Origin of the sequence: Sanguibacter suarezii NBRC 16159 (genome assembly GCF_001552735.1) — a bacterium.
GTDB classification, from domain to species: domain Bacteria; phylum Actinomycetota; class Actinomycetes; order Actinomycetales; family Cellulomonadaceae; genus Sanguibacter; species Sanguibacter suarezii.
Map to the genome: position 1 here is coordinate 155,348 of NZ_BCRT01000015.1, position 24,216 is coordinate 179,563.

Here is a 24,216-nt window from a genome sequence, read left to right on the forward strand (position 1 = left end):
GACTGGGCAGCCGTCAGTCCACTCGTTTGCGCAGTCTCTTGTCCAGCCATGTTCACAGTCCAGTCACTTGCAGTCAGATGTGCGGCGGGGCCGGGTCACGACACCGCCGCGGGAGGTCAGGTCGCCACGTTGGGGGCGACGGAGAACAGGAGGTAGACGAACGGTGCTGTCAGGAGCATCGAGTCCAGCCGGTCCAGGACCCCGCCGTGGCCAGGGAGCAGCGTCCCCATGTCTTTCAATTCTAGGTCGCGCTTGATCATCGACTCGGCGAGGTCACCCAGCGTCGCGGTGAGCGGGGTGAGGAAGCCGAGCGTCAGGCCGATCGCGGGGTTGATCTGGAGCACGAACACCGAGCCCACCAGCCCGACGGCGAGGGCGAGCACGAAGGACCCGGCCAGACCCTCCCAGCTCTTCTTCGGGCTGACGGTCGGTGCCAGCGGGTGGCGACCGAAGCGCACCCCCGCGAAGTAGCCGCCGACGTCGCTGGCCACTGCGAGCAGGATGAACAGCAGCACCTGCTCACGGCCGTTGTCCGCAGCCAGCATGAGCATGACGAACCCCGCCATGAGCGGCAGGTAGGCGGCGGCGAAGATGCCCGCCGCGGCGTCGCGCACGGCGGCGGTCCCGCCGCCGTCGACCACACGCCACACGACCAGCCCCGCCACCGTGAGGATGAAGGAGACCATGAGGGCCTCGGAGCCGGCGGTGTAGGTCGAGATGAGCATGCCAGCCGTGCCGACCCACAGGGGCAGCAGCGGGATGTGCACGCCGCGGCGGGCGAAGGCGTGCGAGAGCTCCCACAGCGCCGCGCCGATCGCGAGCAGCGCGAAGACGATGAACACTTCCTTGCGGAAGTACAACGACCCGCCCACCGCGGCGAGCAGGGCGAGCCCGACGGCGATGGCGACGGGCAGGTTCCTGCCCCCGCGTGAGACGACGGGGACAGCCTCGGAGGAAGCTGGCTCGGTCATCAGACTTCGAGCAGCTCGGCTTCCTTGTTGGCGAGCAACGCGTCGACGGCCTCGACGTGGCGCTTGGTGATGGCCTCGAGCTCCTTCTCAGCGCGCGCGCCCTCGTCCTCGCCGGCCTCGCCGTCCTTGACCAGACGGTCAAGGGTCTCCTTGGCCTTGCGGCGGACGCTGCGCAGGGAGACGCGGGCGTCCTCGGCCTTGGTCTTGGCGAGCTTGACGTACTCCTTGCGACGCTCCTGGGTGAGCATCGGCAGCACGATCCGGATGACGTTGCCGTCGTTGCTCGGGTTCACGCCGAGGTCGGAGTCGCGCAGCGCACGCTCGATGCCGGCCAGCGCCCCCTTGTCGAAGGGCGTGATGAGGATGGTGCGGGCCTCGGGGGTGTTGAACGAGGCGAGCTGCTGCAGCGGGGTCGGCGCGCCGTAGTACTCCACGACGATCCGGGAGAACATGGCCGCGCTGGCGCGCCCGGTGCGGATGCTCGCGAAGTCGTTCTTGGCGACCTCGATCGCCTTGTCCATCTTGTCCTCAGCCTCGAGGAGAGTCTCGTCGATCACCGGTACTCCTTCATCACGATTGAGCGCCACACGGTCGGCGTGGCAGGGTCGTGGCTGACACTCGTCAGCCATCTGGCTTCAGTCTGCGGTGAGCAGCGTGCCGATCTTCTCACCCAGCAGCGCTCGGGTGACGTTCCCAGGCGTGTCCATGCCGAAGACGCGCATGTGCACGTCGTTGTCCCGGCACAGGCTGAGCGCGGTCGCGTCCATCACGGCGAGGCCCTCCACGAGAGCGTCGGTGTAGGTGAGCTGGTCGAGCTTGACCGCGTCGGGGGTGGTGCGAGGGTCGGCGGAGTACACGCCGTCGACGCCGTTCTTGCCCATGAGCACCTCCTGGCAGTGGGTCTCCAGGGACCGCTGCGCAGCGACGGTGTCGGTCGAGAAGTACGGCATGCCGGCGCCGGCGCCGAAGATCACGACGCGGCCCTTCTCGAGGTGACGGATGGCGCGCAGCGGGATGTACGGCTCGGCGACCTGGCCCATGGCGATGGCGGTCTGCACCCGGGTGCTGACTCCGGCCTGCTCGAGGAAGTCCTGCAGCGCGAGGCAGTTCATGACCGTCCCGAGCATGCCCATGTAGTCGGCGCGGGAGCGGTCCAAGCCCTGCTGGGAGAGCTCGGCGCCACGGAAGAAGTTTCCTCCTCCGACGACGATCGCGACCTGCACGCCCGCTGAGACGGCGTCGGCGATCTCGGCGGCGACGCGCCGCACGACAGCGGAGGCGAGGCCGATCTGGCCGCCGCCGAAGGCTTCGCCGGAGAGCTTGAGGAGCACCCGGCGTGCCTCGCCCGGGTGAGCGTCGCTCGTGGTCGTGTCGATGTTGCCCTGGTTCACGTGTGTTCCTATCCCGCGTGTCGTGCTGTGGTGTCGTCTAGCGGTGACGTCGGGCGGTATCCCCGCGGGCCGTGCCACTGTGTGCGGAAGCCCGGCCCGCAGATGCTGCGGGCCGGGCGACCGGTGATGCGTGTCAGGAGCCGACGCGGAACCGCACGAAGCTGGTGGCGGAGCCGCCGACCTCTTCGAGGGTCTTCGCAACCGTCTTCTTCGGGTCCTTGGCGAGCGGCTGCTCGAGCAGGACGACGTCCTTGAAGAACCCGTTCAGGCGTCCCTCGATGATCTTCGGCAGCGCAGCCTCAGGCTTGCCCTCGTTGCGCGAGGTCTCCTCGGCGATGCGACGCTCGCTGGCGACGACGTCGGCGGGGACGTCCTCGCGGCTGAGGTACGTGGGGGTCATCGCGGCGATGTGCTGGGCGATGTCCTTGCCCACGGCGGCGCCGGCCTCGTCCGTGCCCACCAGGACACCGATCGAGGGCGGGAGGTCCGTGCTCGTGCGGTGCAGGTAGCTGGTGACCTTGGGGGCGCTCACGCTCGCGACGCGGCGCAGGACGATCTTCTCGCCCAGCGTGGCAGCGGTCGTGCTGATGAGCTCGGCCAGGGTCTGCCCGTCGGCGTCGGCGGCCAGGGCTGCCTCGGTCTCGGTGGCACCGCTCGCGACGACAGCGGCGAGGACCTGCTCGGACAGTGCGATGAAGTTGTCGCTCTTGGCGACGAAGTCGGTCTCGGAGTTGAGCTCGATCATCGTGCCGACCTCACCCGCGTCCGTGGGGGTGACGACGAGGGCGACGAGGCCCTCGGAGGTCGCGTTGCCTTCGCGCTTGCTGACGCCCTTGAGACCCTTGATGCGGATGATCTCGAGAGCCTTCTCAGCGTTGCCGTCGGCCTCGTCAAGAGCCTTCTTGACGTCGAGCATGCCGGCACCGGTGCGCTCGCGCAGTGCCTTGATGTCAGCGGCGGTGTAGTTCGCCATAGTCTTTGTGTCCTTTTGCGTGAAGAGACGGGTTCTACAGGTCGGGTGGCCGTCTGAACGAGTTCAGACGGCCACCCGGAACGCACTACCTACTTGGACTCTGCCTCGTCGGCAGCAGCCTCGGCTGCGGGAGCCTCAGCGGCGGGAGCCTCGGCAGCAGCCTCAGCGGCGGCCACCTCCTCGACGACCTCGGCGGGCGCGTCGGCGGAGACGACGACCTCGGCCTCAGCGGCGACGGGAGCCTCGAGGAGCTCGCGCTCCCACTCGGCCAGCGGCTCAGCGGCTGCACCGGCGTCGCTGCCGGACTTGCCGGCGTGACGCTGGATGAGGCCCTCGGCGACCGCGTCCGCGATCACGCGGGTGAGCAGCGCGACGGCGCGGATGGCGTCGTCGTTGCCGGGGATCTTGTAGTCCACGACGTCGGGGTCGCAGTTGGTGTCCAGGATCGCGACGATCGGGATGCGCAGCTTGCGCGCCTCGTCGACGGCCAGGTGCTCCTTGTTGGTGTCCACGATCCACACGGCGGAGGGGACCTTCGCCATGTCGCGGATGCCGCCCAGGGTCTTGGCGAGCTTGTCACGCTCGCGACGCATGATGAGCAGCTCCTTCTTGGTGAAGGAGCTTCCAGCGACGTCGTCGAAGTCGATCTGCTCGAGCTCCTTGAGGCGCTGCAGACGCTTGTTGACGGTCTGGAAGTTGGTGAGCATGCCACCGAGCCAGCGGTGGTTGACGTAGGGCATGCCCACGCGCGCAGCCTGCTCGGCGACGGGCTCCTGAGCCTGCTTCTTCGTTCCGACGAAGAGGATCGATCCACCGTGGGCGACCGTCTCCTTGACGAACTCGTACGCGGTGTCGATGTAGGACAGCGACTGCTGGAGGTCGACGATGTAGATGCCGTTACGCTCCGTGAAGATGAACCGCTTCATCTTCGGGTTCCAGCGACGGGTCTGGTGTCCGAAGTGGACACCACTGTCGAGGAGCTGGCGCATGGTCACAACGGCCATGGCACTTCCTTTCGATGCGATCGGGACTTGGTCCCTCATCGCACGCATGTGTGGCGGTCCTCGCGGACCGCATATCGGTTGCCGGCGCCTCCGGTTCGAAGGACGCCCCTAGCACCAAGGTCGACGACGCCGGGTTGCCCCGGACCGCTGTCGTCGCGCCTGACCGGCTCGGCCGGTCGACTGGTGCGTGAAGTCGATCGTCGGCCGACCGCCCCCGATCTCCCGGGAGCAGCACGAACATGACGATCGCATCTATCAGTCTACCTGACTTCATCCCTGTGGATGGACAGGCCTGCGCACAGCCGCCCCGGCGCTCTCCCTCGGCCCAGGTCGCCTCACGGCACGATCAGGCCATGCACTCCGAGCACCCCGCCCCCGCCCCACGTCTCGCCCGTCCTCATGGCAGGCCTCGTGCCCGCCCGACGCGGCACCGCGGGGCTCCGCGACGCTCTCAGGCTCCGGGGATACCCTCGCCGCGTCGCCTGGGTGGTGCGACTCGCCGCAGGCTCGCCGTGGCGCTCTGCGCACTGCTCGCCGTCGCGCCCACGGCAGGCGCAGCCGGTGCCGCGGGCGGGCCGCCGCACGCGCGGGCGGACGCGGTCCTGGTCACCGCCGATCAGGTGACGAAGGTGGGCCCACCGACCGGAGCGGGCTATGCCCTTCCCGTCCCAGGGGCCGGGGCACTGACAGGTCGCAGCCGTGCGGAGCTCCTCGATCAGGGGATCGTGCTGCACGAGTTCGTCGATCCCGGTCCTGCCTGGGGCGCCGGGCACCGAGGCGTCGACCTGTCACTCCCCGCCTCCTCGGACGTGCTGGCCCCCCGGGCGGGGACGGTGACCTTCGCCGGTGTGGTCGTCGACCGTCCGCTCATGGTCATCACCCATCCGGACGGGCTGCGGTCCACCCTGGAGCCGGTGGCGGCCGGCCATGCCGTCGGCGCTCGGGTGGAGGCCGGCGCCGTCGTGGGCGTGCTGGCGCCCGAGGCGTCGACGCACTGCGCCCCGGCGCACTGCCTGCACTGGGGCGTGCGCCGCGGCGAGGAGTACCTGGACCCGCTCCTGCTGCTCGGGGTCGTCGAGGCCGTCGTCCTGCTCCCGAGGGAGCAACGTCGTCGCGCACCCCGTGGGGCCACACGCAGGCGAACCGCGCTCCCCGGTCCGGACGGGGGGCAGTGAGCTGCAGTCAGCTGCTCTCGCTCTGGGTGAGCTTGGCCCGCAGGCGGATCATCGCGGCGGTGTGCATCTGGGAGATCCGCGACTCCGTCACGCCCAGCACGCGCCCGATCTCAGCCAGGGTCATGCCTTCGTAGTAGTAGAGCACCAGCATGATCTTCTCGCGCTCACCGAGCTGGTCCATGGCGCGTGAGAGCAGGAACTTCGTCTCCTTCGCCTCGAAGGTGCCGGCCGGGTCATGGGTCTTGGCACGCTGGACGGTGTCCAGCACGCTCACCTGGTCCATGCGCTCCCCGGCGCCCAGCACCTCGTCGAGGGCGACCAGGTTCACGGTGGACACCTGGCTCTGGATGGCCCGCAGCTCAGCCAGCGGGATCTCCATGTGCGCGGCGATCTCGGTGGCCGACGGCGCGCGGTGCAGCGTGCCCTCCAGCTCGGCGTGGGCGCGGTCGACCGCACGGGCCTTGGACCGCACCGAGCGCGGGATCCAGTCGACGGCGCGCAGCTCGTCGAGGATGGCACCGCGGATGCGGGAGTTGGCGTAGGTCTCGAACTTCACGTCGCGACCGATCTCGAACTTCTCGATCGCGTCGATGAGGCCGAACATCCCGTAGGAGACGAGGTCGGCGTGCTCGACCGAGCTCGGCAGCTTCATGCCGACCCGCGAGGCGACCATCGCCACGAGCGGGGCGTAGTTGAGGATGAGGCGCTCACGCAGGGATGCGACCTTGGTCGCCTTGTACTGCTCCCACACCTCGAGGATCTCGTCCTGGGCGACGCGGTCCCGACGGTCCTGGGACGCGTCCACCGGGGCCTGCCGGGTCGCACCCGCGCGCTGGGCAGCCTGGTCGAGGCGCTCGTGCAGCAGGCCGGACCGCGCCGGGCGCGACGTCGTCTGCGCGGGCTGGTCGCCACGGGAGGCGACGGTCACCGCGATGGGCGGAGCCGTGGCGATGGCGCTCGAAGCTGTCATGGTGGACTCGAACTCTCTTATGCGCGCGGGTGCGCGAGCTGATAGGACGACCGCAGCCGTTCGGCGGAGACGTGGGTGTACCGCTGGGTGGTGGCCAAGGTCGCGTGACCGAGGACCTCCTGCACGGTGCGCAGGTCGGATCCGCCCTGCAGGAGGTGGGTCGCGGCCGAGTGGCGCAGGTCGTGGGGGGCGACGTCGTCGACGCCGGCGATCGCGGAGAGCCGGTGCACGGCGTCGCGCACCTGGCGCTGGCCCCAGCGCTGACCCCGCTGACCGACGAAGAGCGCGTCCGCGGTGGACCAGGTGGCCAGGGCAGGACGTCCGCGCTCGAGCCAGGCTCGCAGCGCCGCAGCGGCCGGGACACCGAAGGGCACGATGCGCTCCCGGTCTCCCTTGCCCAGCACACGGACGGACCGCTGGTCGAGGTCGACGTCGCGGACGTCGAGGTCGACGATCTCCCCGACGCGGGCACCGGTGGCGTAGATGAGCTCGACGCAGGCCCAGACGCGCAGGTCAGCGGGCCCTCCCTCGACGGCGAGGTCCCGGGCGGCGTCCATGAGCGTCGCCGCGCTGTTCACCGCGAGCACGGTCGGCAGCACCTTGTGCTGGCGCGGGCTGGCGAGGCGGGCTGCCGGGTCCTGCTCGATCCGTCCGGTCCGCGCGGCCCACTCGAAGAAGGTGCGAGCGGCGGCGCCGCGCCGGGCCACGGTCGAGCGCGACAGCTGGCGGGAGGCCATCTCGGCGAGCCACCCGCGCAGGGTCGACAGCTCCATCTCGGCGTAGGACTCCACGCCCTGCCCCTGGGCGAAGAGGAAGAGCTGCTCGAGGTCCGAGGTGTAGGCGCGGACCGTGTGTGCCGAGAGGCCGCGCTGCGCGCTCAGGTGCAGCGCGAAGTCGCCCAGGACGTTGGGCACCTCGCTGCTCTGCGAACCATCGGCTACCGACTGCATGGCATTACGGTGGCGGTTCTGGGCACAGGATTCAAGATGCAGACCGAGAGGAATCGTGCAGTCATGTCCATTTTAGGATGCCTTCGTATGAAAAACTAGGGGTAAATGGCAGGCATCCAAACAAATTTCACCCTCACTGTGACTAAATGATCAACGTTTTCACGTTACCGTACGTCTCCAGCCTGCGCCGTCGCGGCGGACGAGACCGGTGAGCTCGAGCCTGCCGAGCCCTGCGAGGCCCTCCGCAGGACTCACCCCGGCTGCTCGCACGATGGCCTCGACCTCGGCTGCGCGGCGTACCGGAACAGCCTCGAAGACGAGGGCCGTCGCCGGGTCGAGCCCGTCGTGGGGCCGGTGCGCCGCCCGCTCGCGAGAGTCCTCCCGCGCTCGAGCCGCCACCCCCTCCTCCCCCAGGCCACCGGCCAGCTCGCAGACCTCGTCGGTGTCGGTGACGCAGACCGCGCGTCCCTCCCGCAGCAGCCGATGGCACCCCGCCGACGCCATCGACGTCACCGGCCCCGGGACCGCGCCCACCGGACGGAGCAGGTCCACGGCCAGCGCCGCGGTGGCCAACGACCCAGACCGCCAGGCAGCCTCCACCACGACCGTCGCCGAGCCGGCCGCGGCGATGAGCCGGTTGCGCTTGAGGAACCGGACGCGGCTGGGGACCGAGCCCGGAGGCACCTCGCTGATGAGCAGCCCCGGCCCCTGCGTCACCGCCCGGAGCAGGTCGGCGTTCCCGGCCGGGTAGAGCCGGTCCACGCCGCCGGCCAAGAAGGCCACGGTCGCGCGGCCCGCCGCGAGCGACCCCCGGTGCACGGCGGCGTCGATGCCGTAGGCGCCACCGGAGACCGTCGTGAAGCCGCGGTCCCCCAGGCCGAGGCTGAGCTCCGCAGCTGTCCGCTCCCCGTAGTCCGTGCTCGCCCGCGCCCCCACCAGCGCCACCGCCCGTTCCAGCGTCGCCGCCACGGGGGCCTGCCCCCGCACCCACAGGCACATCGGAGCACCGGCGCCCAGGTCGGTGAGCCGGCGCGGCCACTCCGAGTCCTCCGGGACCACGAGCCGGCCGCCCAGGCGCGAGAGCACGCTCAGCTCACGGCGCGGGTCGAGCCCCGCCAGACGCGGTTGCCACCGCGCGACCGCGCGTTCCATGCGGCCACGCGCGCCGGCGTCGGGCACGTCGAGGTGGTCGCACAGACGCCTCACGCCGTGGCGGACCGACGCGGGGCCGGTGTCCATGGCCGTCAGCCAGCGCAGTGCCGCGACCGGGCCGACGCCCGCCACGAGGGCCCCGGCGACCACGTCCCCGGGCTCGACGATCCTGCTCCAGGCCGCCCTGGCCAGGGTGACCTCTGCCAGGTCGAGGGCGGTCACTGCCCGTTCCCCCGGGTCCGCAGCGCGAGCGCCTGGCCGATGTCCACCGCTGCGGGCGCTCCCCGCCCGGCGAGGTCCGCCAGGGTCCAGGCCACGCGCAGCACCCGGTCCGCGCCACGCAGGCTAAGCGTGCCGCGCTCGAGCGCGCGGTCCAGATCACCGAGCAGCGACCGGTCCCCGCCGAGCCGGGCGCGCAGCCAGGTGCCGGGCACCTCGCTGTTGGTGGTCCAGGACGTCCCGGCCAGGCGGTCGAGCGCGGCGGCCCGGGCCGCGGCCACCCGCGCCGCGACCTGCGCCGTCCCTTCCCCTCGCGCCTCGGCGGTGACGTCGAGCCGGGTCACCGGGTGGACCTCCACCTGCAGGTCCACCCGGTCGAGCAGCGGCCCGGACAGTCGCGCGAAGTACCGTCGCCGCGCCATGGGGGTGCACGTGCAGTGCAGACCTTTGCCGATCGCCAGGCCGCAGGGGCACGGGTTGGCCGCCAGCACGAGCTGGAACCGCGCGGGGTACCGGGCACTGCCCGCCGCGCGCTGGATGACCAGCTCGCCGTGCTCGAGCGGCTGGCGCAGGGTCTGCAGCACCCGAGGGGAGAACTCCGGAGCCTCGTCCATGAAGAGCACGCCGCGGTGGGCCCGGGACGCTGCCCCCGGCCGGGGCACCCCCGACCCTCCGCCGACCACGGCTGCCGGGGTCGCTGTGTGGTGGGGGTCTTCGAAGGGTGGGCGGACCATGAGGCCGTCACTCGGGTCGAAGGTCCCCGCGATGGAGTGGACCGAGGTCACCTCGACCGCCTCGGCCTCGGTGAGGTCCGGCAGCAGGCCGGGCAGGCGCGCAGCGAGCATCGTCTTGCCCGTTCCGGGCGGCCCCACCATGAGCAGGTGGTGCCCGCCGGCAGCGGCCACCTCGAGCGCCGCGCGCGCCTGCAGCTGCCCGACGACGTCGCGCAGGTCCACGCGCTCCCCCGGCGGCGGCGCGGCGACCGGGAGGAACGGCCTGGCGGTGGCGGCCGGGACTGCCACCTGCGCCCCGTAGGCGTGGGCGACCTCGGCCAGGGTGTGGACGGCGAGGATCGTCGCGCCCGGGACCAGGCGCGCCTCCGCCTCGTCCTGGGCAGGAACGACGAAGCGGGTGACACCGTGACGCAGGCCCGCCACCACCGCGGGCAGCACCCCGCGCACCGAGTGCACCCGACCGTCCAGGCCGAGCTCACCCAGGTGCACCACCTGCGCCGGCGCGCTCGGGTCGATGAGGCGGGCACCGGCGAGCATCGCGACGGCGATCGCGAGGTCGTATCCGGAGCCCGTCTTGGGCAGGGAGGCCGGGGAGAGGTTGACGGTGACCTTGCGCTGGGGCAGCACGAGGCCGGCCGAGGACAGGGCTGCCCGGACCCGGTCACGGGACTCCGCGAGGGCGGCGTCGGGCAGGCCGACGAGGGAGAAACCAGGGACCGAGGCCGCGAGGTGCGCCTCGACCTCGATCACGTGCCCGCGCAGCCCGAGCAGCGCCACCGCGAGGGTGCGCCCGAGCGCCATCAGCTGATCCCCGTGATGTGCTCCACGCGCGCGCCGGAGGGCACGAGGATCACCGCGAGGACGTCGATGCGCACCGAGGCCGCTCGCGGGGAGTGCTCACCGAGCCACTGCCCGGCCAGCCGCTTGAGCCGTGCCAGCTTGGCGGCGGTGATTGCCTCGGCCGGGTGGCCGAAGCCCAGCCCCGAGCGGGTCTTGACCTCCACCACGACGATCTCGTCGCCGTCTCTGGCCACGATGTCGAGCTCGCCGCGGGTGCCCCGCCAGTTGCGGTCGACCAGGACGTACCCGGCGTCGACGAGGTACCTCGCCGCGATGTCTTCCCCGTGGCGACCGATCGTTGCTCGGCTCGTTGTCATGACCCACCTCCGGCACCCACTGTGGGTGGGCGGCCGGCGAGGGCGCGTGCTGGGGGCTCACCGCAGTGGATTCAGCCCGGCGAGCACGACCTGTGGAGGACGTCTGTCCCAGCCACCGCCGTGCCCGGCGTCAGAGCTCGAGCTCGGCCTGGATCAGCTCTTCGACGTTGACGTCCTTGAAGGTCACGACCCGCACGGACTTCACGAAGCGCTTGGAGCGGTACACGTCCCACACCCACGCGTCGCTCAGGCTCAGCTCGAAGTACACCTCGCCCGCAGCCGACCGCACCTGCAGGTCCACGTTGTTCGCGAGGTAGAACCGTCGCTCGGTCTCCACCACATAGGCGAAAAGCCGCACCACGTCGCGGTACTCGCGGTACAGCGCGAGCTCCATGTCGGTCTCGTAGTTCTCTAGGTCCTCAGCGCTCACTGCACCATCATGGACCATCGACCCCTGCTCGGGGCGCACCGCCCACGCCGGGAAGGTTCCAGCTGACCCGGTGCAGAGGGCTGGGACCCAGGGTCGTCAGCGCCGCGACATGCTGGGAGGAGCCATATCCCTTGTTCCCCACCCAGCCGTACTCGGGGTGGACCTTGGCCAAGGAGGTCATCTCCGCGTCGCGGGCGCACTTGGCCACGACGCTGGCGGCCGCGACCGAGGCGCACGACAGATCAGCCTTGACCCGGGTGTGGACCCAGGGCGGGTGGTAGTCGCGCGGCGCAGGGGCCGCGGGGGCGTCGTCGAGCAGGCTGAGCAGGTCCGGCTCGGGCTCGGTCAACCAGTCGTGGGAGCCGTCCAGCAGCACCACGTCGACGGCACCGACCACCCGGGCCACCTCCGTCAAGGCACGCTGCCCGGCCAGCCGCAGCGCCCGGATGATGCCGAGGGCGTCGATCTCGGCGGGCGTCGCCGACCCGACCGCGTAGGCCAGCGCCCAGGCGTCGATGAGCGGGAGGTACTCGGTGCGGGCGCGGGCGGTGAGCACCTTGGAGTCGGTCAGCCCGACCGGGCAGGTGCCGGTCGCGGCGTCGACCACGCACACGCCCACGCTCACCGGGCCGGCGAGGGCACCGCGGCCCACCTCGTCCATGCCGGCCACCAGCCGTGCCCCACCGGCCAGCAGCTCGCCCTCGTGGGTGAGGTCAGCGAAGACCGGGGGGACTTTGACGCGCTTGGTCACGGTTCTGGGACGTCCTCGAAGGTCTCACCGGGGTTGCGCAGCCAGCCCACGCTGCTCAGTGGCCACACCTTGACGAAGGCGGTGCCCACCACGTTGTCCACGGGCACGAAGCCGCCGCCGGGGCTGCCGCCGTTGTAGCGGGAGTCGGAGGAGTGGGCGCGGTTGTCGCCCATCACCCACAGGAAGTCGTCGGGCACGATCTGGTCGAACTCGATGACCGAGGGCACCGAGCCGGGCTTGAGGTACGGCTCGTCGACGGGTTCGTCGTTGACGGTGACGCGCCCCGCGGAGTCACAGCACCTGACGTGGTCGCCGCCCACCCCGACCACACGCTTGACGAGGTGCTCGCCCGCGTCCTGGGGCAGCAGCCCGACGAAGGTGAGGCCGTCGGTGACAGCCTGCTGGAACGGGGTCCGCTCAGGGGTGGCCATGCCCTGCAGCCACGTGCCGGGGTCCTTGAACACCACGACGTCCCCGCGGTGGACGTCGAAGACGCCGGGCACCATCTTGGAGACGAGGATGCGGTCCCCCTCCACGAGGGTGTCCTCCATCGACCCGCTGGGGATGAAGAAGGCCTGCACGAAGAACGACTTGATGATCCAGGACAGCACGAGGGCGCTGACCAGGATGATGAAGACCTCCTTGAGGAAGGAGCCCTTCTTCGGCTTGGGAGTCGCGATCTGCTCTGCAGCCTGTTCGTCGGAGGTCACCCGCATACTGTGCCACCTCTCGGCTCATTCATCGAACGCTCGGACGCCGACCTGGTGGCCGGCGGAGCGGGACGTGCCGACGGGCGGCCACCGCGTGGGTGACCGCCCGTCGTCGTGCTCACATGCCCTGCACGTCTGTCGACGTGCGGCCAAGCTCAGCGGACCCGCGCACCGTCACCGGCGCCCGGGTGCCACGTCACTTCGCGGGGAACGCTTCGCGCTTCTCCTTGATCTTGGCCTTCTTGCCACGGAGCTTGCGCAGGTAGTACAGCTTCGCGCGACGGACGTCACCGCGGCTGATGACCTCGATGGACTCGATCGAGGGGACGTTGATGGGGAACTTGCGCTCCACACCGACACCGAAGCTGATCTTGCGGACGGTGAACGTCTCGCCGACGCCGCCGCCGTGGCGGGCGATGACGACGCCCTGGAACGCCTGGACGCGGGAGCGGGTGCCCTCGACGACCTTGACGTTGACCTTGACGGTGTCGCCGGCGCGGAAGGCCGGGATGTCGGTACGCAGCGATGCTGCGTCGACCAGGTCGAGCTTCTTCATGTGTTCTCCCCGCCCTGCCACAGGTCAGGAGCGTGTTGTGGGCCGCGCACGAGGCGAGACCGTTTCGCAGATGAGGTTGGATCCGCACCGACCGGCATGGCGAGCTCGGCGAGCTCGTCGTGTCGGGCTGGTGCACGTGCTGAGGTGGACGCCCCTGTGGCAGAGTCCGGTCCAGCACACACCAAGGACACATTCTGCCACACCCGTCGAGGGCGGGCGCTCCTCAGGACCGGCGCAGCGCGCCGTCGGGCCCGGGGAACCAGCCGTGCCCGGCCAGCAGCGCGAGGTCGGCCTTGTCCAGGCTGCGCGGGTCGAGGGCCTCGATCATGTCGGGGCGGCGCTCGATGGTCCGCTCGATCGCCCGGTCGCGGCGCCACCGCACGATCTTGGCGTGGTGACCGCTGAGCAGCACCTCAGGGACGTCCAGGTCCGCCCAGGACGGGGGCTTGGTGTACACGGGGTACTCGAGCAGGCCCGCCTCGCCGTGGGACTCCTCCACGAGGGAGGCCGGGTTGCCGATGACCCCGGGGAGCAGCCGCGCGACGGCCTCGATCATGACGAGGGAGGCGACCTCACCGCCGTTGAGGACGTAGTCCCCGATGGACATCTCCCGCACGGTCCCGCCGGCGCGGCGGTGCCGCTCGGCGACCCGGGCGTCGATCCCTTCGTAGCGTCCGCACGCGAACACCAGCTGGGGCTCGCTCACCAGGGACTCCGCCACCCGCTGGGTGAAGGTCTCCCCCGAGGGCGTCGGGACGATGAGCGTCCCACCGGGCTGGAGCACCTCGTCGAGGGCGGCTCCCCACACGTCCGGGCGCATGACCATGCCCGCTCCGCCCCCGAAGGGCGTGTCGTCGACCGTGCGGTGACGGTCGGTGGTCCAGCTGCGCAGGTCGTGCACCCCGAGCTCGAGCAGGCCGGACTGGGCCGCCTTGCCCACGAGCGAGAGGCTCAGCGGTGCGAGGTAGTCGGGGAAGATCGAGATGACGTCGATGCGCATCTAGCGGTCACCCTCGTCGTCGCTCGCACCGTCCGTGCCGTCGGCGTCGCGCTCCTCGGTGCCTTCGGGGAGGGCGACCTCCAGGTTCTCCGCGTCCCGGGCCAGCAGCCCGCCGGGCGGGTCGAGGACGACCTTGCCACCGGCGACGTCGACGACCGGGACCATGACGCGCACGAAGGGCACCAGGGTGCGCGTCCCGTCCGTCTCACGCAGCACGAGCATGTCCGAGGCGGGCAGGTGCTCGAGGCCGATGATCTCCCCGACCACCGTGCCGTCGGTGAGCTCGGCGCGCAGCCCGTTGAGCTCGTGGGGGTACCAGGCGTCCTCCTCGTCGGAGACGTCGGCGTCCACGACCAGCTCGATGCCGCGGGCGTTCTCGGCCGCGGTGCGGTCGGTCAGCTCGGCGAAGGTCACGTGCCAGCGGCCGTTCTGGATCCGGCTGGCGGTCACCGTCAGCGGCCCGGCCTCAGCGGGCACCGTGCGCAGCACCTGCCCGACGGCGAAGCGCTGCTCGGGGTCGTCGGTGCGCAGATCCAGCGCGACCTCTCCGCGCAGGCCGTGCGCACGACCGATCTTGGCGACGGTCAGTTCCATAACCACTCCTTGGGCTGTCGGCACAGCAGGCGGTGCGCGGCATCGGGTTCAACAGGTCTAACAAGGATTCATCAGTCTCGTCCCTGGCACCCGACGCGGGTACCTGGATCAAGACAGACCGAGGCCCGGCTGCCTCACGGCGGCCGGGCCTCGGGTCAAGCTCGGGTGTCGCAGAAGCCGATGGCCTCAGCGACGATCCACGTCGACGACGTCTACGCGGACTGAGGAGTCCCCAGCCAGCGCACCGACGACGGTACGCAACGCTCGCGCGGTGCGACCTCCTCGGCCGATCACCCGGCCGAGGTCCTCGGGGTGAACCCGGACCTCGAGAAGTTCGCCACGGCGCACGGCCTTGGCGTTCACTTGCACGTCATCGGGGTTGTCCACGATGCCGCGCACCAGGTGCTCGAGAGCGTCAGCCAACATCAGACCTGCTCCTCCGCGGGAGTCTCAGCCTCGGCGGCGGGCGCAGCGTCAGCGGCGGCGGTCGCAGCAGCGGCAGCCTTCGCCTCGGAAGCCTTGGCCTTGATCTTCTCGGCGTCGGACGCAGCAGCGGCGACGGCCTCGGCGACAGCCTCAGCCGACGGAGCGGCCTTGGTGCGCAGGGTGCCCTCGGCGCCCGGCAGTCCCTTGAACTTCTGCCAGTCGCCGGTGATCTTGAGCAGCGCAGCGACCTGCTCGGTCGGCTGTGCGCCGACGCCGAGCCAGTACTGTGCACGCTCGGAGTCGATCTCGATGAACGAGGGCTCCTCGGTCGGGTGGTACTTGCCGATCTCCTCGATCGCGCGGCCGTCACGCTTGGTGCGTGAGTCAGCGACGACGATGCGGTAGTACGGAGCGCGGATCTTGCCGAGACGCTTCAGACGAATCTTGGTGGCCACAGTGGTGGTCTCTCCTGGTTCTGATGAATGGGCGGACGTTGCTGCTACCCGGTGGGGCCGGGCGGCGCTTCGGTCCAGGACACGGCTCTGCACGGAGAGAGGGGCCGAACAAGCCGAGTACAGGGGGTGATTCTGCCAGAGATCGCCGCCAGATCCAACCGCGACCCGCTCAGCACGTCGGATGTCCCGGGTGGGCGCTCGACCCTCCCCCGCCACCGCGCGCTCAGCGCCGGCCGACCAGCCGTCCGCGCAGGATCACCGCGAGCGGCGTGCGCAGCACCGTGATGGAGGTCCGCGGGTCCGCGGCGTAGACCACGAGGTCAGCGCCGGACCCGTCGACCAGCTCCCCGAAGCCCAGGTAGGACCGCCCCTGCCAGCTCGCGGCGGCGACGACGTCGGCGGCCGGGATGCCGGCCCTCACGAGCTCGGCGCACTCCGCGGCGATCTGTCCGTGGGTGATCGTGCCGCCGGCATCCGTGCCGACCAGCAGCTGCACCCCGGCCTCGTAGAGCGCGGCGACGTGCTGGTAGCGCCGGTCGTGCATGGCCCTCATCCGGGCTGCGTAGACGGGGAACTTCTCCGCCGCCTGCGCGGCGATCGCGTCGAAGCGTCCCACCTGCAGCAGGGTCGGCGTCACGGCGACCCCGCGCCGCACCACCTCGTCGATCTGGCTGCCGGTGAGCCCGGTGCCGTGCTCGAGGCAGTCCACGCCCGCGGCGAGGAGGTCGTCCACGGCCTCGGTCGCGAAGGTGTGGGCGGTGACCCGGGCCGCTTCCGCGTGCGCGGCGGCGACGGCTCCCGCGAGGTCCTGCGCCGACCACAACGGGGTGAGGTCGCCGTGGTCCCGGTCGATCCAGTCGGCCACGATCTTCACCCAGCCGTCCCCGGCCGCTGCCTCCTGCGCGACGGCGGCGGGAAGGTCCGAGGGCAGCTCCAGCTCGCGGCCGAAGCCGCGCAGGTAGCGCTTGGGCAGCGCCAGGTGCTGGCCGCAGCGCAGGATCCGCGGCAGGGCGTCGTCGTCGTCCATCCAGCGGGTGTCCACCGGCGAGCCGGCGTCGCGGATGAGCAGCACGCCCGCGTCGCGGTCGGCGAGGGCCTGCTCGCGCGCCTGCTCACCGGTGACCGCCCCGCCCGGACCCAGTCCGACGTGGGCGTGCACGTCGACCAGGCCCGGCACGGCGTAGCCCTCCAGGTGCACCGTCTCGGCGCTCAGCCCCGAGGGCCGGGTGAGGCTGATCACGCCGTCCTCGACCCAGACCTCACCGACCTCGCGGCCGGCCCCGAGCGTGACGGAGCCGTGCACGTGCAGGACCGGTGGCTGGCTCATCCGCGCTCGTCTCTTCAGATCACAGCCCTCGATCAGCGACCGAGGAACTTCTCCAGGCCCGGCGGCAGCTCGAGCGGCCCCTGCTGGTCCGCGGGCTTGCCCACACCGAAGGCGGAGCCCGGTGCGGCGGTGGGAGCCTCGGCCGCCGCGCGCTGCTCGGCAGCACGCTTGGCCGGGTTCCCGGACTTGCTCTTCTTGCCGCGCTGGGCCGGCGCCTGCTGGCGTCCACGAGCCTTCTTGCCACCCATGCCCGGCAGGTTGCCCATGCCCGGCATCGCCATGCCACCGCCGCGGCTCATCTGCCGCATCATCTTCTGGGCGCCGGCGAAGCGGTCCAGCAGCTGGTTGACCTCGGTCGTGGTGACACCCGAACCCTTGGCGATACGTGCACGCCGCGAGCCGTTGATGATCTTGGGGTTCTCCCGCTCGGCCGGGGTCATGGAGCGGATGATCGCCTCGACCCGGTCGACCTCGCGCTCGTCGAAGTTCTCCAGCGCCTCACGCATCTGGCCCATGCCCGGGAGCATGCCCAGCATCTTCTTCATCGAGCCCATGTTGCGCATCTGCTGCATCTGGACGAGGAAGTCGGCGAGGGTGAAGTCCTTGCCGGACGCCATCTTGTCCGCCATGACCTGCGCCTGGTCGGCGTCGAAGGCCTTCTCGGCCTGCTCGATGAGGGTGAGCACGTCACCCATGTCGAGGATGCGCGAGGCCATCCGGTCAGGGTGGAAGGCCTCGAAGTCGGTGAGCTTCTCACCGGTCGAGGCGAAGAGGATCGGACGGCCGGTCACGCGGGCCACGGACAGCGCCGCACCACCGCGGGCGTCGCCGTCGAGCTTGGACAGCACGACGCCGGTGAAGTTCACGCCCTCGGCGAAGGCCTGCGCGGTCGCGACCGCGTCCTGGCCGATCATCGCGTCGATGACGAAGAGGATCTCGTCCGGGCTGGTCGCGTCGCGGATGTCAGCAGCCTGCTGCATGAGCTCGGCGTCCACGCCGAGCCGTCCGGCGGTGTCGATGATGACCACGTCGTGCTGGCGCGCGCGGGCGGTCTCGACCCCTGCACGGGCGACGGCGACCGGGTCGCCGGCGGAGACGCCCGACTCCCCCTCAGACCCCTGGTTGCCCGGGCTCGGTGCGTAGACCGGCACGCCGGCGCGCTCCCCCACGACTTTGAGCTGGGTCACGGCGTTGGGGCGCTGCAGGTCAGCGGCAACGAGCAGCGGCGTGTGACCCTGCTCGCGCAGGTTGAGCGCGAGCTTCCCGGCCAGCGTCGTCTTACCCGCACCCTGGAGGCCGGCGAGCATGATGACGGTCGGGGGGTTCTTCGCGAAGTTCAGTCCGCGGCTCTCCCCGCCCAGGATCGCGACGAGCTCCTCGTTGACGATCTTGACGACCTGCTGGGCGGGGTTGAGCGCCCCGGACACCTCCGAGGACAGGGCGCGCTCGCGCACGGTCCCGGTGAACTCGCGGACCACGGGCACCGCGACGTCGGCATCGAGCAGCGCCCGGCGGATCTCGCGTACGGTCGCGTCGATGTCGGACTCGGACAGACGTCCCTTGGTCCGCAGGTTCTTGAAGGTCGATGCCAGTCGATCTGACAGAGTGGCGAACACCGTTGCAATCCTCACCGTTCGCTCGTGACTTCACGCGAGGCCCCGCCCGCGGGCGGCGCTGCACGTGTCTAGTTGAAGCGCTCAGACTACCGGGTGATGCCCCTCGCCCGCGCTCGGGTCAGCGCCGAGGGCTGCCATCCCGCGTCGGAACAGGTCGTCGACGAGGCTCGCACGCCAGCTGGTCCACGTCGTGGCGCCGAGAGACGACCCGTCTGCCTCCGTCAGCGCACGCAGCACCTCGAGCAGCTCAGCACGATGGTCGACGGCGCTCAGCAGCTCCTCGATCGTGGCCGGGTCGTCCGGGTCGTGACTGACTGCCAGTCGGGACAGCGTCAGGTGATGGGCGACCATCCGCTGGACGTCGTCGACCACGTGCTGGTCGAAGCCCATCCGCCCCACGATCGCCGGGACGAGCTCTGCCCCGGTGACCGAGTGGTCGGTGGACCCCGCCCGCTTGCCGATGTCGTGCAAGAAGGTCGCCAGCAGCAGCACGTCGGTCAGCTCGACGTTCTTGCGCCAGTGCCGGGCCCGCGCCGCCACCTCGATGAGATGTCGGTCGACGGTGTGCCGGTGCACCGCCGCGCGCTGCGGCCGGTTGCGCACGCCCGCCCACTCCGGGATCCAGCTCGTGACCACCCCGGCCAGGTCGAGGGCCTCCCAGACGGGGATCTGCGCCGCCCCCGAGCCGAGCACGGTGAGCAGCGAGGTGCGCGCGGCCCGTGGCCACGGCACCGGCAGCGGCGGGCACTGGGCCAGGCTCGTGACCGAGACCGGCGAGATGGTCAGACCGGTGCGGGCCGCGGTCGCGGCCGCGCGCAACGCCAGCAGCGGGTCGTTGGCCGGGTTCGCGGCGATGGCCAGCACCAGCTCGCCGTCGTGCTCGACGAGGCCGTCCCCGACCGAGCGCAGCCGCGGGGCCGCGCGGCGCCCGCGGATCATCAGCGGACGGGTGACCAGTGGACGCTGGAGGGCCTGGCGGGCTCGGCGCACGGTCGTGTCCAGGCCGTAGGAGATCTCCCGGCCCGCCTCGGCGAGGCTGGCCAAGAAGTCGTCGGACTCGGGGTAGCCGCACAGTGCGGCGACCTCGTCGAGGTCGGCCAGGCCCAACCGGTTGGTGCGCCGGCGGGTGGTCAGCTGGAGGGCGTCACGGGCGTCGAGGAGGTGGGCGTAGGCGCGGTCGACGGCCCCGTGCGGGCGGTCGGTGAGCCAGGTGGCCGCCAGCGCGGTGAGGACGACGGCGTCGCGGATGCCCCCGCGGGCCTCCTTGAGATCGGGTTCGATGAGGTAGGCGAGCTCGCCGTGGCGGGCCGCGCGCACCTTCGCCGAGGCGAGCAGCTCGGGCAGGCGCCGGCGGGACGCCGCACGCCAGTCGGTGAGCACCGCTGACGTCGCTCGGTGCGCGACGACGGTGTCCCCCGCGATGGGCCGCACGTCGAGCATGCCGATCGCGGCGGGCAGGTCCTTGGAGGCGACCTGCCGGCACTGGGCCAAGGACCGCACGGAGTGGTCCAGGTCGAGGCCGGCGTCCCAGATCGGGTACCACAGGCTCTGCGCGAGGGCCTGGAGCTCCTCGGCGCCGTGGCTGCGGCCGTCATGGATGAGGACGAGGTCCAGGTCGCTCGTCGGGCCGATGTCCCCGCGGCCCAGGCTGCCCACAGCAGCCAGGGCGACGCCGGTGGGGTCGATGCTCGTGGTGGCCTGGTCCCACAGGGCGGAGAGCTCGGTGACGACGAGGTCGACCAGGGCCGCCCGGCGGACGCGCCCCTGCTCGGGTGAGGTGCGGCCCCCGGGGCGGGGGCCGCTGTGGCGGGCGGCGAGGTCGAGCATCTGGGACCGCAGGCCCCGCACCGTGGAGAGGTGCGGGGCCTGCGGGGACTGCTCGCCACCACTGGGCTGGGGCCGTGGCTGTGGCTGGACGGGCATGGGCGGGAGTGCCCTAGAGGGCGGCTGCGCCGTGCTCGCCGGTGCGGACCCGGGCGACGTCGTCGACCGGCACGGTCCAGACCTTGCCGTCACCGATCTTGCCGGTCTGGGCGGCCTGCACGATCACACCGGTGACCACGCCTGCGTCCTCGTCCTCGACGAGGACCTCGATGCGGACCTTGGGCACGAGGTCCACGGTGTACTCGGCACCGCGGTAGACCTCGGTGTGGCCCTTCTGGCGGCCGTAGCCGCTGGCCTCGCTGACGGTCATGCCCCGCACGCCGGCCGCTTCCAGGGCCGACTTCACGTCGTCGAGACGGTGGGGCTGAATGATTCCGGTGACGAGCTTCATGACCTGACCTCCGTAATGACCCGGCCGCCGCCGAGCGTCTCGTACGCGCCTTCGCCGTGGACCGCGAGGTCGATGCCGCCGACCTCGGCGTCCTCGCTGACCCGCCATCCGAGCGTGTTCTTGATGATCAGCCCGATCACCAGGGTGACCACTCCGGAGAAGATCATCGCGACCACGGCGATGACGACCTGGACGACCAGCTGGTCGAATCCTCCACCATAGAAGAGCCCGGTCTCGGTGGCGAAGAATCCGACGCCGACCGTACCGACCAGGCCACCGACGAGGTGGACGCCGACGACGTCGAGGGAGTCGTCGTAGCCGAAGCGGTACTTCAGTCCGACAGCCAGGGCGCAGAGGGCGCCGGCGATCGCACCGAGGAAGATCGACCCGACCGGGCTGAGCGCTCCGGCGGCGGGGGTGATGGCGACCAGACCGGCGACCACGCCGGAGGCGGCGCCGAGGGAGGTGGCGTGCCCGTCGCGGATCTTCTCCGTGATCAACCAGGCAAGCATCGCCGCGGCGGCTGCGGTGGTCGTGTTGACCCAGGCGAGACCGGCCGTGGCGTTGGCGCCGAAGGCAGATCCTGCGTTGAAGCCGAACCAGCCGAACCACAGCAGGGCTGCGCCGAGCATGACGAAGGGGAGGTTGTGGGGCCGCATGGGCTCCTTGCCGAAGCCCTTGCGAGCACCGATGAGGAGCACGAGCACCAGGCCCGCGACACCGGCGTTGATGTGGACGACCGTGCCGCCGGCGAAGTCGATCGGTGCGACCGAGGCCACGCCGTCGGTCGTGCCGAAGATCGCGGCTGCGATGCCGTCAGGCGAGGCGGAGAGCAGGCCACCGCCCCAGACCATGTGCGCCAGCGGGAAGTAGGACAGCGTCACCCAGATCGCGACGAAGACCATCCAGCTGCCGTACTTGACGCGGTCTGCGATGGCGCCGCTGATGAGGGCGGTGGTGATGATGGCGAAGGTCACCTGGAAGGCGACGTCGACCACCTGCGGGTAGTTGCCCAGGGTGCTCGACACGGCCTCACCGGCACTGTCGAAGATCGTCCCGGACAGACCGAACTGGTCGAAGGGGTTGCCGATGATGCCACCGACGTCGGTCCCGTAGGACATCGACCAGCCCCACAAGACGTAGATGACTCCGATGACGCCCATGGCGCCGAAGGACATCATCATCATGTTGAGCACGGACTTGGCGCGGACCATGCCGCCGTAGAAAAAGGCCAGGCCAGGTGTCATGAGGAGCACGAGCGACGCTGAGGTCAGCATCCACGCGGTAGCTCCGGTATCCCATTCCATCGGATCATCTCCCATCCCAGCCGGGCGGCCGGTCAGGACAACTGTGCTGGAGCAGGATTTCGGCTACCGTGCGCCGGTGTTTCGCGGCTGTGACGAGATGACCACGCAGGTAAACGTTGTGTTACGTGGCCATCTCGTCCGTCGCTCAGCCCTGCAGCAGCCCGTCGACGAAGTCCTCGGGGACGAAGGGCGCGAGGTCGTCGGGGCCCTCACCCAGGCCGACCAGCTTGACCGGGACGCCGAGCTCGCGCTGGACGGCCACGACGATGCCGCCCTTGGCGGTCCCGTCCAGCTTGGTCAGCACGATCCCGGTCACCCCGGCGACCTCGGCGAAGACGCGGGCCTGGTTGAGGCCGTTCTGGCCGGTGGTCGCGTCGAGCACGAGCAGCACCTCGGTCAGCGGGGCCTCCTTGGTGATGACCCGGCTGATCTTGCCGAGCTCGTCCATGAGCCCGGCCTTGTTCTGCAGGCGGCCGGCGGTGTCCACCAGGACGACGTCCACCCCGCGCGTGCGCCCGGTCCGTACGGCGTCGAAGGCGACCGCGGCCGGGTCGGCGCCGTCCTTGAAGGAGCGGACGGTCTCGACGCCCACGCGCGCGCCCCAGGTGGTGAGCTGGTCTGCGGCCGCGGCGCGGAAGGTGTCCGCCGCGCCGAGGATGACCTCGTTGCCCTCCGCGACGAGCACCCGGGTGAGCTTGCCGACCGTGGTGGTCTTGCCGGTGCCGTTGACGCCGACGACGAGGACGACCGCGGGGACCTTCTCCCCCGCCTCGTCCGTGCCGGGGGCGGTGTGCAGGCTGCGGTCCAGGGTCGGGTCGACGAGCCGGATGAGCTCGGTGCGCAGCATGGCGCGCACGCTGGCGGGGTCCTTGACGCCCTGCACGCGCACCTGGGTGCGCAGCGCGTCGATGAGCTCGGTGGCCGGTCCCGTCCCGACGTCGGCGAGCAGGAGGGTCTCCTCGAGCTCGTCCCAGTCGTCCTCGGTCAGGTGGTCGCGGGAGAGCACGGCGAGCAGCTTGGCACCCAGCGGGGAACCAGACCGCGCGAGACGGTCGCGCAGCCGGGCGAGGCGCCCGGCAGGCGCCTCGGGGACCTCGACCGCGGGGACGACCTCGGTCTCGACCTCGTCCACGGTTCCCGACGGCGCGGGCTCGACAGCGTCGACCGCGGTGTCCGGGCTAGCAGGGCCGCCAGGGCTATCAGGGCCGGGTTCCAGGACGTCGGTGGACGCCGGTGCCCCTGCGGAGATGCCCGTGTCCGGACCTGATGACCGGGGCGGTTCGATCGTGGGTCGCCTCGGGCGTTCCCTCGAGGAGGAGTATCCCCAGAAGCCCAGTCCGACGAGGACGAGGACGGCAAGTGTTATCCAGAGCGGCAGCAGATCATTCACGCCTGAAGTCTCTCAGGAGAGGGCCGGTGCCCGCACCACGGGGGGCCTGCCGCGTGGAGGCGCGCGCCGGGCTAGCGGCGCAGGGAGTGCAGCGCGTCGCTCAGCTGGGCGGCGTCGAGGTAGGCGGGCTCGGAGGTGGCCGTGGCCTCGAAGAACTCCTCGAAGGAGGTGTTCGACTCGGCGGGGTCGCGGTCGAGCCGGCTGGTGGCCGGTCGCGGCGGGACGGTCCTCGGCGCTGTGGTGGGTGCCGGGGTCGACGCTGCTGCGGGCGCGGGCGCGGGCGATGCGGGTGCTGCGGGCGCTGCGGCGGTCTGTCCTGCTCGGGGGTGACCGGCCGTGCGACCGGCCGTGGCCCGCGGTGCGGAGGCATCGGCGTCGGGCGTCGCGCGGTGGCGCAGCCGGGCGAGGCGGGCGCGCGTGGTTGCCGTGGCCGAGAGGAAGTCCTGCCACAGGGCGGACCAGGCGGAGGTGGGCGCTGCGTCGTCGCCGTCGTCGGAGTCGTCCCGGTCGGCCGGGGAGAGGATCCCGGCGAGCATGAGGACTCCCACGGCGACGGCGAGCGTCACCAGCAACCACACGTACATCTCGACCATGGTCCAGTCGTAGCATGTGTCATGGGCGGACGTCGGGTGGGCGCGGCGTGCATGCGATGTCCCCGTGCCATGCGCACCCAATCTTCACGC

26 protein-coding genes are annotated in these 24,216 nt (G+C 71.1%); 1 reads left to right on the forward strand and 25 read right to left on the reverse strand.

Annotated elements, in window-relative coordinates; all coding sequences use genetic code 11:
- Positions 1–116: 116 nt before the first annotated feature.
- The 5 genes from SS2_RS09975 to rpsB form a co-directional block, all read right to left on the reverse strand.
- Positions 117–971, reverse strand: coding sequence for a phosphatidate cytidylyltransferase (locus SS2_RS09975; protein ID WP_066463603.1), 855 nt, complete (start codon positions 969–971; stop codon positions 117–119).
- The gene (frr, locus tag SS2_RS09980; RefSeq protein ID WP_066463604.1) at positions 971–1,528 is read right to left on the reverse strand and encodes a ribosome recycling factor; all 558 of its coding nucleotides are present in this window, start codon (positions 1,526–1,528) and stop codon (positions 971–973) included. Before frr ends, SS2_RS09975 begins: the two co-directional genes overlap by 1 nt.
- A 78-nt stretch (positions 1,529–1,606) precedes the next feature.
- Complete coding sequence (gene pyrH, locus SS2_RS09985; RefSeq protein ID WP_245643497.1) at positions 1,607–2,362, reverse strand: UMP kinase; 756 nt, start codon at positions 2,360–2,362, stop codon at positions 1,607–1,609.
- Positions 2,363–2,495: 133 nt separating this feature from the next.
- Entirely contained in the window at positions 2,496–3,335 is an 840-nt protein-coding gene (gene tsf / locus SS2_RS09990; RefSeq protein ID WP_066463605.1) for a translation elongation factor Ts, read from the reverse strand.
- 89 nt (positions 3,336–3,424) lie between these two features.
- Entirely contained in the window at positions 3,425–4,339 is a 915-nt protein-coding gene (rpsB, locus tag SS2_RS09995; RefSeq protein ID WP_066463607.1) for a 30S ribosomal protein S2, read from the reverse strand.
- Positions 4,340–4,851: 512 nt separating this feature from the next.
- Between rpsB and SS2_RS10000 the strand changes: the two genes are divergently transcribed.
- On the forward strand, positions 4,852–5,514 hold the full coding sequence (locus SS2_RS10000; protein ID WP_066463609.1) for a M23 family metallopeptidase: 663 nt from the start codon (positions 4,852–4,854) through the stop codon (positions 5,512–5,514).
- Between the two features lie 7 nt (positions 5,515–5,521).
- Here the strand turns inward: SS2_RS10000 and whiG are convergent, their stop codons facing one another.
- The 20 genes from whiG to SS2_RS17400 form a co-directional block, all read right to left on the reverse strand.
- Entirely contained in the window at positions 5,522–6,484 is a 963-nt protein-coding gene (gene whiG / locus SS2_RS10005) for an RNA polymerase sigma factor WhiG (protein ID WP_083942110.1), read from the reverse strand.
- 17 nt (positions 6,485–6,501) lie between these two features.
- Entirely contained in the window at positions 6,502–7,434 is a 933-nt protein-coding gene (locus tag SS2_RS10010; RefSeq protein ID WP_066463612.1) for a tyrosine recombinase XerC, read from the reverse strand.
- Between the two features lie 159 nt (positions 7,435–7,593).
- A complete protein-coding gene (dprA, locus tag SS2_RS10015) occupies positions 7,594–8,808 on the reverse strand; it encodes a DNA-processing protein DprA (RefSeq protein ID WP_066463613.1) in 1,215 nt (404 codons plus the stop codon).
- On the reverse strand, positions 8,805–10,340 hold the full coding sequence (locus SS2_RS10020; RefSeq protein WP_066463614.1) for a YifB family Mg chelatase-like AAA ATPase: 1,536 nt from the start codon (positions 10,338–10,340) through the stop codon (positions 8,805–8,807). The genes dprA and SS2_RS10020 overlap by 4 nt, the downstream gene beginning before the upstream one ends.
- A complete protein-coding gene (locus tag SS2_RS10025) occupies positions 10,340–10,696 on the reverse strand; it encodes a YraN family protein (protein ID WP_066463615.1) in 357 nt (118 codons plus the stop codon). Before SS2_RS10025 ends, SS2_RS10020 begins: the two co-directional genes overlap by 1 nt.
- Positions 10,697–10,826: 130 nt before the next feature.
- Positions 10,827–11,126, reverse strand: a complete 300-nt coding sequence (locus tag SS2_RS10030) for a DUF2469 domain-containing protein (protein WP_066463616.1) — start codon at positions 11,124–11,126, stop codon at positions 10,827–10,829.
- A gap of 7 nt (positions 11,127–11,133) precedes the next feature.
- Entirely contained in the window at positions 11,134–11,877 is a 744-nt protein-coding gene (rnhB, locus tag SS2_RS10035) for a ribonuclease HII (RefSeq protein ID WP_066463617.1), read from the reverse strand.
- On the reverse strand, positions 11,874–12,593 hold the full coding sequence (lepB, locus tag SS2_RS10040) for a signal peptidase I (protein WP_083942111.1): 720 nt from the start codon (positions 12,591–12,593) through the stop codon (positions 11,874–11,876). Before lepB ends, rnhB begins: the two co-directional genes overlap by 4 nt.
- Positions 12,594–12,783: 190 nt before the next feature.
- Positions 12,784–13,143, reverse strand: coding sequence for a 50S ribosomal protein L19 (gene rplS / locus SS2_RS10045; RefSeq protein ID WP_066463622.1), 360 nt, complete (start codon positions 13,141–13,143; stop codon positions 12,784–12,786).
- Between the two features lie 223 nt (positions 13,144–13,366).
- Positions 13,367–14,143, reverse strand: coding sequence for a tRNA (guanosine(37)-N1)-methyltransferase TrmD (gene trmD, locus SS2_RS10050; RefSeq protein ID WP_066463624.1), 777 nt, complete (start codon positions 14,141–14,143; stop codon positions 13,367–13,369).
- On the reverse strand, positions 14,144–14,737 hold the full coding sequence (gene rimM, locus SS2_RS10055; protein ID WP_066463626.1) for a ribosome maturation factor RimM: 594 nt from the start codon (positions 14,735–14,737) through the stop codon (positions 14,144–14,146).
- Between the two features lie 186 nt (positions 14,738–14,923).
- Positions 14,924–15,163, reverse strand: a complete 240-nt coding sequence (locus SS2_RS10060; RefSeq protein ID WP_066463628.1) for an RNA-binding protein — start codon at positions 15,161–15,163, stop codon at positions 14,924–14,926.
- Complete coding sequence (rpsP, locus tag SS2_RS10065) at positions 15,163–15,618, reverse strand: 30S ribosomal protein S16 (RefSeq protein ID WP_066463635.1); 456 nt, start codon at positions 15,616–15,618, stop codon at positions 15,163–15,165. Before rpsP ends, SS2_RS10060 begins: the two co-directional genes overlap by 1 nt.
- A gap of 223 nt (positions 15,619–15,841) precedes the next feature.
- The gene (locus SS2_RS10070; RefSeq protein WP_066463636.1) at positions 15,842–16,945 is read right to left on the reverse strand and encodes an amidohydrolase family protein; all 1,104 of its coding nucleotides are present in this window, start codon (positions 16,943–16,945) and stop codon (positions 15,842–15,844) included.
- Between the two features lie 32 nt (positions 16,946–16,977).
- Positions 16,978–18,561: a signal recognition particle protein gene (ffh, locus tag SS2_RS10075; RefSeq protein ID WP_066463637.1), complete on the reverse strand. Its 1,584-nt coding sequence runs from the start codon at positions 18,559–18,561 to the stop codon at positions 16,978–16,980.
- Positions 18,562–18,642: 81 nt separating this feature from the next.
- Entirely contained in the window at positions 18,643–20,484 is a 1,842-nt protein-coding gene (locus tag SS2_RS10080; protein WP_066463638.1) for a [protein-PII] uridylyltransferase family protein, read from the reverse strand.
- 13 nt (positions 20,485–20,497) lie between these two features.
- Positions 20,498–20,836: a P-II family nitrogen regulator gene (locus tag SS2_RS10085; protein WP_066463641.1), complete on the reverse strand. Its 339-nt coding sequence runs from the start codon at positions 20,834–20,836 to the stop codon at positions 20,498–20,500.
- The gene (locus tag SS2_RS10090) at positions 20,833–22,143 is read right to left on the reverse strand and encodes an ammonium transporter (protein ID WP_066463648.1); all 1,311 of its coding nucleotides are present in this window, start codon (positions 22,141–22,143) and stop codon (positions 20,833–20,835) included. Before SS2_RS10090 ends, SS2_RS10085 begins: the two co-directional genes overlap by 4 nt.
- Positions 22,144–22,288: 145 nt before the next feature.
- A complete protein-coding gene (gene ftsY, locus SS2_RS10095) occupies positions 22,289–23,533 on the reverse strand; it encodes a signal recognition particle-docking protein FtsY (protein ID WP_066463649.1) in 1,245 nt (414 codons plus the stop codon).
- A gap of 71 nt (positions 23,534–23,604) precedes the next feature.
- The gene (locus SS2_RS17400; RefSeq protein ID WP_066463651.1) at positions 23,605–24,126 is read right to left on the reverse strand and encodes a hypothetical protein; all 522 of its coding nucleotides are present in this window, start codon (positions 24,124–24,126) and stop codon (positions 23,605–23,607) included.
- Between the last annotated feature and the right edge of the window lie 90 nt (positions 24,127–24,216).

What these genes read in the sequence shown, in the direction of transcription:
- SS2_RS10080 (WP_066463638.1), bottom strand. Translation starts at nt 20,484, where the DNA reads ATGCCCGTCCAGCCACAGCCACGGCCCCAGCCCAGTGGTGGCGAGCAG.
- tsf (WP_066463605.1), bottom strand. Translation starts at nt 3,335, where the DNA reads ATGGCGAACTACACCGCCGCTGACATCAAGGCACTGCGCGAGCGCACC.
- whiG (WP_083942110.1), bottom strand. Translation starts at nt 6,484, where the DNA reads ATGACAGCTTCGAGCGCCATCGCCACGGCTCCGCCCATCGCGGTGACC.
- rplS (WP_066463622.1), bottom strand. Translation starts at nt 13,143, where the DNA reads ATGAAGAAGCTCGACCTGGTCGACGCAGCATCGCTGCGTACCGACATC.
- SS2_RS10010 (WP_066463612.1), bottom strand. Translation starts at nt 7,434, where the DNA reads ATGCAGTCGGTAGCCGATGGTTCGCAGAGCAGCGAGGTGCCCAACGTC.
- SS2_RS10025 (WP_066463615.1), bottom strand. Translation starts at nt 10,696, where the DNA reads ATGACAACGAGCCGAGCAACGATCGGTCGCCACGGGGAAGACATCGCG.
- SS2_RS10085 (WP_066463641.1), bottom strand. Translation starts at nt 20,836, where the DNA reads ATGAAGCTCGTCACCGGAATCATTCAGCCCCACCGTCTCGACGACGTG.
- rimM (WP_066463626.1), bottom strand. Translation starts at nt 14,737, where the DNA reads ATGGAACTGACCGTCGCCAAGATCGGTCGTGCGCACGGCCTGCGCGGA.
- SS2_RS17400 (WP_066463651.1), bottom strand. Translation starts at nt 24,126, where the DNA reads ATGGTCGAGATGTACGTGTGGTTGCTGGTGACGCTCGCCGTCGCCGTG.
- SS2_RS10020 (WP_066463614.1), bottom strand. Translation starts at nt 10,340, where the DNA reads ATGGCGCTCGGGCGCACCCTCGCGGTGGCGCTGCTCGGGCTGCGCGGG.
- lepB (WP_083942111.1), bottom strand. Translation starts at nt 12,593, where the DNA reads ATGCGGGTGACCTCCGACGAACAGGCTGCAGAGCAGATCGCGACTCCC.
- SS2_RS10090 (WP_066463648.1), bottom strand. Translation starts at nt 22,143, where the DNA reads ATGGAATGGGATACCGGAGCTACCGCGTGGATGCTGACCTCAGCGTCG.
- trmD (WP_066463624.1), bottom strand. Translation starts at nt 14,143, where the DNA reads ATGCGCATCGACGTCATCTCGATCTTCCCCGACTACCTCGCACCGCTG.
- SS2_RS10070 (WP_066463636.1), bottom strand. Translation starts at nt 16,945, where the DNA reads ATGAGCCAGCCACCGGTCCTGCACGTGCACGGCTCCGTCACGCTCGGG.
- rpsB (WP_066463607.1), bottom strand. Translation starts at nt 4,339, where the DNA reads ATGGCCGTTGTGACCATGCGCCAGCTCCTCGACAGTGGTGTCCACTTC.
- SS2_RS09975 (WP_066463603.1), bottom strand. Translation starts at nt 971, where the DNA reads ATGACCGAGCCAGCTTCCTCCGAGGCTGTCCCCGTCGTCTCACGCGGG.
- SS2_RS10060 (WP_066463628.1), bottom strand. Translation starts at nt 15,163, where the DNA reads ATGTTGGCTGACGCTCTCGAGCACCTGGTGCGCGGCATCGTGGACAAC.